The 12795-nt window shown below is 51.2% G+C and carries 13 protein-coding genes; 6 read left to right on the forward strand and 7 right to left on the reverse strand.

The features are described from left to right. Positions 1-544 precede the first annotated feature (544 nt). Together V5E99_RS30460 and V5E99_RS30465 are read left to right on the forward strand one after the other, a co-directional pair. The gene (locus tag V5E99_RS30460) at positions 545-1951 is read left to right on the forward strand and encodes a tyrosine-type recombinase/integrase (protein WP_499806200.1); all 1407 of its coding nucleotides are present in this window, start codon (positions 545-547) and stop codon (positions 1949-1951) included. Between the two features lie 50 nt (positions 1952-2001). Next, positions 2002-2802, forward strand: a complete 801-nt coding sequence (locus tag V5E99_RS30465; RefSeq protein ID WP_499806201.1) for a restriction endonuclease — start codon at positions 2002-2004, stop codon at positions 2800-2802. 151 nt (positions 2803-2953) lie between these two features. Here the strand turns inward: V5E99_RS30465 and V5E99_RS30470 are convergent, their stop codons facing one another. The 6 genes from V5E99_RS30470 to V5E99_RS30495 all read right to left on the reverse strand — a co-directional run bounded on the left by V5E99_RS30470 (position 2954) and on the right by V5E99_RS30495 (position 10886). Then, positions 2954-3907 (reverse strand): DUF4238 domain-containing protein, encoded by a 954-nt coding sequence (locus tag V5E99_RS30470; RefSeq protein WP_499806202.1) that lies wholly within the window; start codon positions 3905-3907, stop codon positions 2954-2956. Positions 3908-3945: 38 nt separating this feature from the next. Beyond that, positions 3946-5958, reverse strand: coding sequence for a UvrD-helicase domain-containing protein (locus V5E99_RS30475; RefSeq protein WP_499806203.1), 2013 nt, complete (start codon positions 5956-5958; stop codon positions 3946-3948). Beyond that, a complete protein-coding gene (locus V5E99_RS30480; RefSeq protein ID WP_499806204.1) occupies positions 5955-7973 on the reverse strand; it encodes an ATP-dependent nuclease in 2019 nt (672 codons plus the stop codon). Before V5E99_RS30480 ends, V5E99_RS30475 begins: the two co-directional genes overlap by 4 nt. A gap of 335 nt (positions 7974-8308) precedes the next feature. Then, complete coding sequence (locus tag V5E99_RS30485; protein WP_499806205.1) at positions 8309-9304, reverse strand: hypothetical protein; 996 nt, start codon at positions 9302-9304, stop codon at positions 8309-8311. Between the two features lie 579 nt (positions 9305-9883). Then, positions 9884-10054 (reverse strand): hypothetical protein, encoded by a 171-nt coding sequence (locus V5E99_RS30490; protein ID WP_486964881.1) that lies wholly within the window; start codon positions 10052-10054, stop codon positions 9884-9886. Positions 10055-10514: 460 nt separating this feature from the next. Further along, complete coding sequence (locus V5E99_RS30495) at positions 10515-10886, reverse strand: hypothetical protein (protein WP_486964882.1); 372 nt, start codon at positions 10884-10886, stop codon at positions 10515-10517. 182 nt (positions 10887-11068) lie between these two features. On the opposite strand from V5E99_RS30495, the gene V5E99_RS30500 reads away from it, so the two are divergent. From V5E99_RS30500 to V5E99_RS30515, 4 genes are all read left to right on the forward strand, one after another. Beyond that, positions 11069-11428 carry a hypothetical protein gene (locus V5E99_RS30500; RefSeq protein WP_486964883.1) on the forward strand — a complete coding sequence of 120 codons (360 nt, stop codon included), beginning with the start codon at positions 11069-11071 and terminating at the stop codon, positions 11426-11428. A gap of 75 nt (positions 11429-11503) precedes the next feature. Further along, positions 11504-11659, forward strand: a complete 156-nt coding sequence (locus V5E99_RS30505; protein WP_499806206.1) for a hypothetical protein — start codon at positions 11504-11506, stop codon at positions 11657-11659. After that, entirely contained in the window at positions 11652-12299 is a 648-nt protein-coding gene (locus V5E99_RS30510) for a GNAT family N-acetyltransferase (RefSeq protein ID WP_499806207.1), read from the forward strand. The genes V5E99_RS30505 and V5E99_RS30510 overlap by 8 nt, the downstream gene beginning before the upstream one ends. Further along, positions 12296-12439: a hypothetical protein gene (locus V5E99_RS30515; protein WP_499806208.1), complete on the forward strand. Its 144-nt coding sequence runs from the start codon at positions 12296-12298 to the stop codon at positions 12437-12439. Before V5E99_RS30510 ends, V5E99_RS30515 begins: the two co-directional genes overlap by 4 nt. Positions 12440-12551: 112 nt before the next feature. Here V5E99_RS30515 and V5E99_RS30520 read toward each other — a convergent pair. Then, positions 12552-12795, reverse strand: a 244-nt coding sequence (locus V5E99_RS30520; protein ID WP_499806209.1) for a hypothetical protein, incomplete at its 5' end; no start/stop codon positions are given.

Here is a 12795-nt window from a genome sequence, read left to right on the forward strand (position 1 = left end):
TACCAAGGAGTTTTCCGTTTCGACTGCGCCGGAAGTGGGGCGAATTATAGACTTCCAGGATCTGCCGTCAAGCGCTGATTTGGCTTTTCTATCAATAACTTGCAGAAACCCGGAAAACACCGGCGCAGCCCTCCTATATAGAAGAGCGAGCCCTCCCTCTATATAGAAAGATCCTCCTAGCATCATCCAGCCAGGCGAGACTGCTTACTCCAAGCTCTCATCAACTGAAGGACAGCACGCGGACCCCTACTAACGCGCGCACGAGCATCCAGCAGCGCAGCCACCAGAAAAACGAATGATACAGAAGGAAGGGAGAACGGATTAAACGAATGGATTTTGAGGAGGTGGTGTCCCAGGGCAGGTTCGAACTGCCAACCTTCCCCTTAGGAGGCATATGCTTTGTTGAGTCAGCTTGATTCCGCTCGCTTCCTGAAACACCACAAACCTCTGTTTTTAAAGGGCCTACCTATTCTGCTTGTGTCTTGAGGTTTCTCCTTGTAGCGTTCTGCATCATGAGAAGTGGGGACCGAAGTGGGGACTAGAATTGGCCACCAACACTGCTGACAAAAGCGTGAACGATCAAAAGCTCAAGGGCATGCCGCTAGCATCCAAGTTGACGGAAAGCTTGCCTGGCCGCTCCCGAGGTAGCCTTTTGTTCAAGCGCAGCCAAAGTGGTGCGATCAGCGCTTACTTCCGCTATCGGCTCAACGCAAAGGACACGATGATATCTCTGGGCCAGTATCGCTTGAGCGCCAGAGCGCCGGGACTGACGCTGTCTGAGCTACGCGACAAAGCGGCAGAGATGGCATTGATTGCTTCCGAGCACGGCGACATTAAGGTGCACTTGGCGGCCAGAGCCGCCGCAGAGAAAACACAACGACAAGCCGTAGTGCTCGCGCAGCAGCTTGCGACCCGACAAGGTAGTTTCGAAGAACTACTAAATGCATATGTCAAAGATCTGACCGCTCGCGGCAAGATCAAGGCAAAAGAAGTCGAGCGCCTGTTTCAGACGCATGTGATTGAGCATCACCCCGATCTGATGATCCGTCCGGCAAAGTCCATCACCGGCGAAGACATTCATTTAGTAATGAGCGCCCTGCTCGCCCGCAAGCCGAAAGGCCGTGGCATTGGGAATAAAGCGAAAACGGCCAATACAGATATGCGATCGACGGCAGCCAGTGTCCATCGCTATCTAAAAGCTGCGTTCAGCTACGGTGGCAAGGCACACCTTTCATTGGATCGCGATGTTAGCGAGTCGAAGATCTTTGATATTGGCGTCAACCCGGCTACCAAGGTCCCCACCCTTGCGAATACACGCGGCGGTCAGACCGAATCCCTGACGCCAGAAGAGCTTGGTGAGCTTTTACGTTACTTAGATACCCTACCTCCCCGAGAGACGGCGATCTGCAAAGGTTTAATCTACCTGGGTGGCCAACGAATGGAGCAATTGCTCCGCGTGACCTGGGAGGATACGTCCGATGACCTTCTGCACCTTACCGACGGGAAAGGACAAAAGACTCAAGCATGGGATCACTTGCTGCCACTTACTGATCGAATTAAAGAAATCTTAAAGCCTTTGTTTGAGAGCAAGATCGGGCCGGGCCCGTTCTGTATTGGCCGACGCTGCATTCGTCCAGACACCGCAGGCAAGCGATTCAGCGATGCTGGAAAAGCTCTGAGTGGGGCCGGTAAAACGCGATACTTCAGCTATGCGAACGTGCGCGTAAGCGCTGAAACGCTGATGGCGTCCTTGGGAATTACCAAAGAGATTCGCAGTTGGATTCTATCTCACGGTCGCAACGATGTGCAGTCGGTGCATTACGACCGATACAGTTACTTGACAGAGAAACAGGTGGCACTGGACCTGTGGGCTCAATACTTAGACTGTTTACATTCGAAAAAAACATGGGATAAGAGCAAAGTAATTTTGCTAACACGAAAGCGAATCTAATTCCCACCTCTCTTGCCCCCTATGAAACCTACAGCACGAAGCCAAACAATATGAATACAGGACTAGCACTAGAGAAACACGTACAACAAGTCTACTCATTCCTATTAAACATGAAGGATGAGGGAATTGTAGTAGGTCAAAACGTTCAAATAGTAGACAAACTTGGTCGCTCGCACCAAGTCGACGTGTATTATCAATTTGAAAAAGCCGGCATAACGCATAAGGTAGCAATAGAATGCAAAGACCACGGACGACCGATAGACAATGGTCAAGTGGCCAAATTTTTTGGAAAACTGACACACGCCGGAAACATTCAGAAGGTCATGATATCCAGAATGGGATACCAAAAACTTGCAGTTGAAATTGCAGAAGATAACGATGTTTTATTACTAACTATCGATGACCTCCCAAGGCTTAACGAGCTTTTAGCACAGCGCTTAAAATCCGTTGCCCTGCCTGATGAAACTACAGTTGGCGAGCCTTTCTGGACCATAATGGAGCTTCGCAACGGTGCAGTTACCGGTAGTTTTTATGCCCATATCCATCCTGTAACAAACAAACCAATCATGCCACTTTTTTATTCGAAAAATCACGCAGAAAGAGCTTTCAAGGAAGGGGATCTAGACCCTAAAAAATGGTGTGTGAGAGGCATGCCACAATACGTATTCAGGTCATTCTTATTGCAACTTGAACTATTCGAATCTCGTGGATCTGCAGCAGCTGTATTTTTTGCTCCACCCGGAGCACTAAAAGACAAACCGTTTATCTCTATTCCAGCGCCTCGAGAAGACCTTATCAATGAATATTTCCGAGGCACCTTACCATCTCTACTAAAAGAAAAATCGCACTAGCCCGAAAGAAACTTCTTAGCATAATGGAATTTGGCAAACCGAGCTAGATATGAGATTTTAATATCCTAACTCGGCTTGTCGTTCTTAACGGTGCGCCCATGTATTGCACAGAATCCAATCCAGTCCAGGCCAGACCTACTTGGACTACTTATTACCCGTTTTCACCTCTCGCCTGTGGGCGACCGGTCATAGCTTCGATAACTTTGATTGCTCGAGACATTTTATCCTCGGCATTTCGTAATTTAACTGCTTTTTGATGAGCAGCCTTCAGGCTTTCCTCAGACTCACCAAGCAACCATCTATCCGCACAGTACGCAACCGCCTCATTTATTTCTGCAACCTCTTCCATCGACAAATTAGTGAAATTTACCCCTTGGTGAGATCCACTTATTCTGAGAGCAAGTTTAGACGAAAGCGGAACCATGAAATATCGCTTCGTCTCCCTCCTACCTTGACCAACAAACACATACTCATCTTCAATAGGACAGAATGGATGATCAGAGGTGATAAACGCACCTGAACTGGCAATTAATACTTCCCACCCTGATTCGAATATTAGTTTTGCAGTGCTTTCGGCCACACCCAGAAAAATGCTTAAAACCCCATCTTTTTCAATTGATAGTAATTTCTCAGCCTGCGCTGTGAACGCTTCAACTGAGCTCACATCGAAATCTGCGTCTAAAGCTTCCTTAAGCTTTAAAGGATCTTTAATGATGCCCTCATAAATTTCCTTGGCGAGATAATCCCTACTCATTCCCTCAATGGCCTTGAAATAACTTGGAGTTCTACTACGCAAATACCCAAGAAACACCGATAGCTCCTGACGAACCTCATCAGAAATATTCTTTTCGATAACTCTCTCAAGTAGTCGAGCATACGTACCGTCAACATACGACAGAATAGGATTCTCAATGAACGTCGCCTTCCTACCCTCGGGCGGTACGTCCATTGTATAAAGATCCCTCTCTTTAACTAGATTTAATGGGTTTGTTTTATTCGAATTTCCGGTTCGCATATCATAAAACGCAATTGTTTTATTATCCGGAGTTAGGAACCCGTACTGGTATGTCTCAGGTACATAATGGTGCATCCGCGGAGTAGTCATATTTCTTCCCTGCCATCTATTTTGGCTGCTAACGCTTACTATCGTTGTGTACCTAAATGCTGAATCTGCCACCCCCGTTCCCTGAGTACGTCTTGATTAGCTTGATATTTTTTTCCAGTGCCCAGCGAACTGTTCCGCATGGCCAGGCACAGAAGGTGGGTAGGGCGAGTTACGGCTACATACATCGCCATAAGTCGCTCCGTTTCGGCATCAGACTTAGATACCGCACCGTTAGTGTTTTTCCCCAGCAGCCACGGCATCAGCTTGTTCAAGAAATGGGTAGATTTAAAGGTTTCCAGCACGAGCGTAGCACCGTGCGTTTGTCCCTTAGCAACGTGAATCGAACTGAGTTTTATATCCACGGTCGCGCCGCCGTGTGTACAACGATAGTGATTCGGTAATGCGGATTCAATCGAACCCTCAACAGTGCCATGTAAGACGACAGCATCACTCCAGGCGAGATAATCATCGGCATTGCCCAGGCAAGTCCCTCCTACCAAAGCGGCGCCCAGTCTTTTGATACTTGGTTTTAGGCCGGTCCACTCCACCTGACCAATCGACTTATGATTGAAAAGCATGCGCGACAATAAGCCGCGATAGACCGCCATCATTTCGGGTGAATCATGAAGCAGGCTCTCGATCTGCAAATGCTGCCGACTTCGAGCTCTCAAAGGTGCTGCAGGCGAGAGGAGATTTGCCAAGTGTATTATTCCAGAAGCGATACTCTCGACTGCGACATGCGTGGTGGCGTCAAGCGTCACACGGTTCCGAGCTATATGGATGTACTCGATGAGCGAGGAAGGTCGGTAGCTCGTTCGATGGGCGCCAGGTTCATACCCCTCCCAGTAATGACACACCGTTTTGGGGTAATGCTTGGGGTCAAGTCCTTGAAGATCCCAGTGCTTGTGAACTGCACCAATGGCGGTGATAGACGACTTCAGGCGTACCTCTGCCGGAAGATGCTTTAAGACCAGTTGACCGTAAGCATCCAACACTGGGCTAGCATCATGATCAGGGAATACGAAGATCGTGTGAGGCAGAGGCTTCTCTTCAATGGCAAGACTTCGAATCCCTTGAAGTCCCTCAGGAAGAATGGGGGTGACTGCAAACGGATTGGCAAGCCTCGCGATCGACGGATCGAACCGAAAGCTGTTCGCAATGCCCACGTATCGCGTGACATCAGGAAACCCATCGGCGATGTCTTGCAGGTCGCCTTCAAAAATCGCTTGGTTGGGATCGCCCACTCGCAATACACACAACTCTGGATTATCCCGAGGGAACAGGCGTCTTAAAAACTCATTCTGCGTTTCCGAAGTGTCCTGCATCTCATCGATTAGCACACATGGAAATCGCTGTTGAAGCACTGCCGGCAGCCCCGGCTGCTCGCTCATAAGCGCCTCGCCCAACACAAAAATTTCGTCATAACAAAAATACCCCTCCTTTGCAGCATTACCCAAAGCGGTAGAGGCATTTTTGTAGGTGTCAGTATGTGGGCCGCTGGGAAAATCTTTGCCCAATGGCTTGTCGAAATCTGCCGAGGCGATACGCAATTTTTCGAGGCTTTTACCCCTTCTTTCCAAAAACGTATTAATACCTCGATATTGCCAGCCATGAATCGCTCGTTGGCGAGCTCGAATGGTCAGCTCATCATCAATCGCGGTAACTGGGTGTCCAGCAGAACGAAGCCATGGTGACGCAAGAAATTTGTTCACAAAACCATGAAGGGTGTCGATAAAATGAGGATAGTTGAGAAGCCTTTGACCGACCTCAGTGCCGCCAAGCCGGTGTTCAATTTCTTCACGGGCAACATTGGTATGCGACAGAACACAAATACCTCTCGTCCTGCACTTCCACTTACGTGCAAGAATCGCAAGTTTCGCGACGACGAGAGTTGTCTTACCGCTACCAGGGCAGGCAGAAACGTCCAGAGTTTCAAGTGACGTCAGGAAGTCGCGTCGGGGCTGATCAAGATCTCGAAGTTCCATGAGCCCACTGACCCACTCAATGTCATCATCAGTAATGGGCTCGACCAAATCACGAAACGCACTCATACCAAATCACCGAAGTCGTCAGGAAGATCCTCGATCGGCGTGGTGGCATAATCGATTGCACCAATGATATATGAGGGGAGTGATTGCCTAAGCAGCGCAGAATTCAAATCTCCTCCCCTTATCTCATCTATCAAAACATCGATAAGGTGCTGGGCAGCGATCGCTTTAGATGCTCGATTACTGAAGATTTCGTAAATCTGCGAGCACAGGTGCTCGTTAGACTGGCTATCACTCTCGATCTGCGAGTAAGCGTTAACAGCGTCGTTGATGACTGTGTCCCGTGTCCTCTTGCCTTTATCCATGGCCTTCTCGCTGGCCGCGAGCGTTGCCGCAACATAAACCTGCTTCGCAAGGCCGGCGTAAGCCAGGTCGTACTCCAACGTCCACTCGTTTGCGACGAACGTTTTGACACACTGCGCGTCCCCAGCCATTAACGAGTTACGACGTTCAAGCAACCGAGCGTTTTGATCCGCCTGCGTCCCGCCAAAATCTCTCTTTGCCTTCCACCGACGCTTGGAGCTCTTCCACACCTTGTCATCATCATCGTCAACTAGCCCCAAAATTTCAGGCGCGCAGTCAGGCATAACATCCATATCAGCCAAGCATGCAGTGGGAATCTGTAGCTCGCCCTTACCAGGCTCCTTACGCTGCAGAATTCGCGCATACCTCCGAAGGCCCGTGCCGCCCACGTTAATGATAGAGACGCCGTGCTTCGTCAAATCTTTCCCGATAAGCCGGGCCAAGGCAGGGATCAAGATCGCTTCGCCATCCCCCTCGACAATAATCAACCCACGTGCAAAGAACAGATTTGCCTTGCTTACGTCGAGAAACCGATCAAGAAAACGATAGTCATCAGAACTCAGTTCAGTATGAGTCTCAGCCAATGAATAGGCTCGTTGACGATGCATCAAGACAAGATTGGTCAGGGGGATTTTCGAACTCAGGTTGGGGCTGTGAGTTGTGAGAATAACCTGCACCGGGCGTCGATCCGTCTCTGGCTCTGGTATGGCAGCTGCCTCTAGAAACTCCATGAGACGAAGTTGCCTTTGAGGATGTAGATGCGCTTCAGGCTCCTCAATCAACAGCAGTGGCAAGCCGTCTGGTTCCTTTCCCAGCAGCAATAGTTCGCACGCCATGAACAACACATTGTTAGAGCCCAAGCCGTAAGTGCCACGTGACTGTCCCGTTGCTTCTTCGAGAAGCCCCAGTTCCAAACGCTCCAGGATTTGCCGCAATCGTGCCGCCTCTGTTCCACCTTCGGCAAAACTGATACTGCCGTGAAGTGCCTCTCCAGCTAATGACAAGGGCTCGAGATAGTCCTTGTTAATGGCGTCCTGTGCATTACCGATACCAGGATGCAAATTCACCAAGTGGCGCAAATACTCAGCCATACCCGCCAGGTTCAGTGCTTCTACCTGCTCACAGGTTCCAGGCGGCAACTCAGAATCGAAGGGAACACCGACCTTGATATTCGGAAAGTTACTCAGCACTTGAGATAGCCGAGAACCACGCCCCGGCGACATCTCCCGCTCAGCATCGCGAAGAGGACGTAAGTAGGCGGTAGCCAGTAATTGCCGAGCGCCAGTGTCTAATATTGGCCCTTCGCCCGACCGGCCCGTGCGAACAGTGATGTCTACCCATCGGCGTGCTGTCGGGGAATCATTGAGCCGGCGAGCGCTCCAGTAGACGTAAAGGAAGACCTCACCTTTTTTGTAGGTCAGATACTCCGCGAATGCGCCCTTGTCAGCCTCCGACAAGCCCGAAAATTTACAGGCTATAACGATCTCGGTCGCCTGATCCCCTTCGGCCGAAATATAGAAGTCCTCAGGCTGTAAACGCATGAACTCTGAGTCGCGTGTTTGCAGCACGTAACGAATGGCATCAATGACCGCAGTTTTACCTGAGTCGTTCTCACCTACCAGAGCTGTAACGCCCTGATTAAACTGGATAAGAAAGCCTGGTTCGGTACTGCCAAACTGTCGGAAGTTCTTGATCTTGAGTGCAGACAGGTACATCCGTGTGCTCCGTGCTTTCGATATTTGGACAAGTGATCCAAGCACTCCGAGGGAGATCACTTGGCTTGTGAACACCCTAGAATCAACGAGGGTGGGTCATCCATGTGCAGCAGTAACAGAGGGAAGTGATTACGTAATGCGTTTGAGCCCGGTCGCCACCAAATCTGATGGTGATTCATGCTTCAAGGTCAGAGGTTGCTTCTGTGCTGATTATGACTGGCAGTAGATTCACCGATATCACTATGCCAGAGCAAGCTTGTCAGCTTGGCGGTCGTCCTCTTTCGATTTAGCGCTGGACAGTCCCGTCGTTACCTCCAAGTAAGCGTTGTTGGCAACTAGCCTTTCCACTTCATGATGAGCGGCGCGGCCACAAACGCCATGCTGGCTCCTAACAGGAGGCAAGAAGCCAGTTGAAACACTTGGGATTGGAAGAAGTTCGTGATCGTACCAAGCAGAAGGCAAACGGCTGGCCATATGACGAACTTTCTATAATCAAAGCGGTAGCCATCCAACCCAAGAATACTCAACTCCCGTGGCGAAACCGCTTCGCTGGTGGTGTGCAACGCAGATAATTGAGCACGTAGATCATCGAGATCGAGCGTGCGCGCAGACTCAGCGTTGCTATCAGGGCGCTTGTGCAACCCTCGCTCGTAAACGACCTTTCGAATCAGATCCTCGGGTGGGAGATCCGTAAGCGTGCGCCACTCGAACGTTTGCACCCCGTATGCGGTTAGATATTCACAGGTGAGGTGAGGTCGCGGGAGCATCTGCAGGTATCTCCCATCCAATAGTGCAAACCATTCGCCGCATTTAGTGGATGGTTTGATCAGCTGAATTCTCTCGGCGGCCGGGTAACTCTTTTCAGTGACGACAGCAGCGATCGGTTTATTTCCATGCTTTCGCATCAATGCAACCCGATGCTTTCCCTCATGAGCCACAAGGATTCCCAGCGGTTTATACCAACAGTACAACGCGCGGTTGCTCGTAGTGAAGGCCGAGTATCTCTCAATCCGCTTGGTTGCCTCAGCCTCATCGAGATCATCAGGCTTTCCATTGATGCAAGCACCTACGACGCTTCGAGGGTCAACGTACGCTTCAAATTCCTGAATGGGCTCATCGTTCCAGCGAATGAACGGTACTAGATAACTGAGGTAGCTAGATCCGAAGAATGAGCAAGTGTTGTAGGCATCCATTAAGTCATTTTGAAGCGATTGATAAATACCGTAGCGAGACTTCAGGTCTAACCACAATTTCAGGTCACACAGCCTTTTAGAGGCGGAGGACATCTGGGCGGAAACGTCTAACTCAAGCAAATTCTTAATTTCAGTCAATTGCCAATCACTCAAATGCGGTAGCCAGACAAATTACCACTTTGGTGGCGAACACCCCGTGCGTCCAAGCTAAAAAGACCGAATACACGTTCTCGATACTGATACCGCGTGCGAAAGACCAGGTTCGCATCGACACCATGCTCACGAGTGACCACACGGAAATGCAGATTGGATGGTGGTGTTGGCGTGCTGCGCACGAAGCCGGCTGAATATAGAATTCATGACCTTTAGCTCTTGATCAGCCGCACTGTGTAGAGTCGAGACGGGGAAATTCAGTGTATGGATAGGTACGGAGCATATCGGTACGTAAGAACTCATTCGAGACCTATGCACGGTGCATAGATCCCCCCCCCAACCCGATGCCTTTAACAAATCAGCCAAAATACCCTTGGCATCATTCTCAAAAATCGTCGGCAGAAAAGTGTCAACGATGTCCTGTGGAGCTTCTTGCAACAGAGTCATACCGATTTCCTTGTCAGTTTTCACGGATGCGAAATTCGCATTCAGGTGCTGTCAAAGCCCACACGCGGCGGGCTATAGATTTTCCTGTGGGCCTATTGGCCCCAGGAATGTTCCCGATCAGATACAGCCCATTTGGACGGTCACTTCAATCAGTGCTGGAGCAGTACACGGCGGGCTGACCGGTGTTTCATGAGCAGGCCAGTAGAGCAGAATAATACCGGCCAGCACTTTGATCAGGACGCCATGGAAGATACCCAGGCACCAGGAACGGAGGTCAAACTTTTGCATCTGTCGTACTCACGGTGGTTGATGACGACAGTTACCATAACGACCGACTTGCTCCTTTCAAGCAACAACCAAATTATTTTTCGGCATGCCTCAGAGTGGTCCCCTGTTTCCTAAGAACAGAACGATCCATGGTCTTATGCGGGCTCAACCCTTTGAGTTTCTCCTTTCGGATTTTTGGTCGGGCCCTCCGCTGGAACCAGGATCACATTCCCGGTACTCAACAATTGTTTCTACCTGAGTTTCCCTACCCCAGGGCGTGTAATAAGCCATTTCTCTGATGCGCTCATGCCTCTCATAGGTTTTCCCGTCTTCACGAACCACAATTTTCATAGCGTTTACCTCGTCATTGAGTGAAACCCATTGTGGCCCCAAAAAAACACTTTCCCCGGACGGGGTTTGCATCCCCTGTGCGTCATCTGGCGGGCGCAAAAAAGCCCGCATTTGCGGGCTTTTTTCGTGTTTAGAAACGTACGGGCGGCTTCAAACCAAGCACCATGGTGAATTTTTTATACACCGCGTGCCGTGATGTGGTGGTCCGAACGTAGCTCAGCCCAAAGGACTCTGGCGCAGCTTTAACCTTCTTCCCGAACTTGACGATGCTCGAGCGATCCAGCGTGCTCCAGATCGCTGGCCCCAGGATCTGCGGAATTTCGAACTCCATATCTTCAGGCAACATCGCAGCCTTTTCGCGCAGCGCGACTTCGGCTTTCATGGCCGGCGTACTGTGCGCGGCGACATGAGTCTGTAGTACCTCGATGATCGCAGCCGACACATCAGCCTGCAGTTTTGCCCAGGCGCTAACGTCATTGGGCAGTGTCAGTGAAATATCCATGCGGGACTCCTTGCGTTTCGAGATGCGTGCACATTGCCATACGCAACATGCTTTGTGAATCTATAATTGCATTTTCAAATGCAATTTGCAAGAGTGAAATTCAAATCGGCTCGAAGGAAACAAGTCGAAGTTAAACTAACGATAAAAACCGTTATCACCATAATTAGCCTTGGAGGGCTCCTATGACTTTTCGCGTCGAGACAGTATTCGATCAGCACCAAGCCTGCCCCACTGGTGATGATTACCCGGACCACCCTACCGACCTCGACTCCCGCACTTGGACCTGCCGCACTTGCAAACAATCGGTGTACATCGACATGGCCGACAAGGCTGGCAACCGCTTCACCGTCGAGCGGCGTCCGGCCCGGGAAATTCACGAGGATGATTTCGTCGTTTACCGAGAAAAAGCAGGTATCACTGCCGGCCGGGTGACCGCCTCCAACCCCTACCGGGGCAAAGGGCGACTGTGGCACTTGGCGGTTGAGGCCTTTGGCAGCGACAGGATCTCGCCCGAGCAATACGTCAGCCGCATTCCTTCCTAAATTGTGCTCGTGTGGGGCTCACATGGCTCACGTCGTGACAGCAATATCGAGGCTCTATCTAATCTGGAGCTTCACATGTACGACCGAAATATCTGCCTGGACTGTGGCCTGCCCTTCGAACCTGTTGAATGGAGCGCGGACCTCTCCGGTATCGGTGATGACTTCACTAACTGGATGACCTTTGTAGACGATGAGGTGTGCCAGTGCGCCGCCGAGGATGACAATGACTGACCTGATGAATATGCCTATCGGCGACCTGCAGGTCGCCGGCGAACGGCGCCTCACCGCTGCCCAGTGTCAGCTTTCTACGGAGCAGGATTCGATGGAAGAGTTCGAGCCGATCCGCGATTTTTTCCAGCGTCGTCAGGCCAAATGGCTCGATGCGCAAGCGACCCCGGTACAACTGTTCACCGAGTGTCAGCCTGCTGAGCGCGATACCTTCGTGTTTCCCGGGCAGAAAGGCGTCGCCGCGATCCAGTGCGATGGCCAGCGCGTGGGGTACGTCAATTTCAGCATCAACCCGCTACGCGATCGGCTTTACATCGGCATGATCAAGATTGAGTCGGAGCATCAGCGCCGGGGGATTGGTCTCTCGGTACTCTGGCAGCTCTGGCGAGAACACCAGCTACCGATCGTGCCGATTCAGCAATACGAGGCGTCCGCGCCCTTCTGGTCGGCTGCGCGCAGGCGCTTCGTCGCGGCCGGCGCACGGCTTGAAGATCAACTGTACGTCTGCCAACTGGAGGACGCGAAACAGCGCTGGCAGCACCTGGTGCCAGAGTCTGAAGTTGATAGGTCGATCCGTGAATACTGGGAATGGGTCGCGGCCGAGCACGCGGCGGGGCGCCCTGCAGGGCCGGGCATCCCATGAAAGATCTCATACAACCAGGTGCTACCGACGCTCTACAAATCGGGAGCGGCAGTTACGCGGAAAGTGCCGGCATCGAGGCCGCCAAATTGGGCGTGCATGGCTTGCGGGCAACCGCCGCGACCAATGCCCTGGAGCATTAGGTCGATATCGCCAAAGTCCAGCAGTGGCTGGACATGCCAATATCAGCACCAAGCGCATATACGATCGGCGAGCATCCAGACCGGAAGACTCGCCGACACATAAAGTGCGGTATTAGGCGCCGCCGCCCTGCGGGGGCTGTGGCGGTCGGAATGGGGTGATCGCCCGGCTTATAGATCCCGTCAGAATCTGCCGGGTGCTCATAGAAAGCCCTCCCATAATCCCCTGCATCGAGTTCTCGTAAGGATTGAGGCCCGGTTCGCTGAGCGAAATCATATTGAGCACACTACGGGGAAATGAGGTGATCAGTTGAGCACTGGTGACAACTACGTTCCAGGACAGCAGGATAATCACTACG

This window comes from Janthinobacterium sp. LPB2021202312-11-4, from assembly GCF_037049705.1.
Classification (GTDB): Bacteria; Pseudomonadota; Gammaproteobacteria; order Pseudomonadales; family Pseudomonadaceae; genus Aquipseudomonas.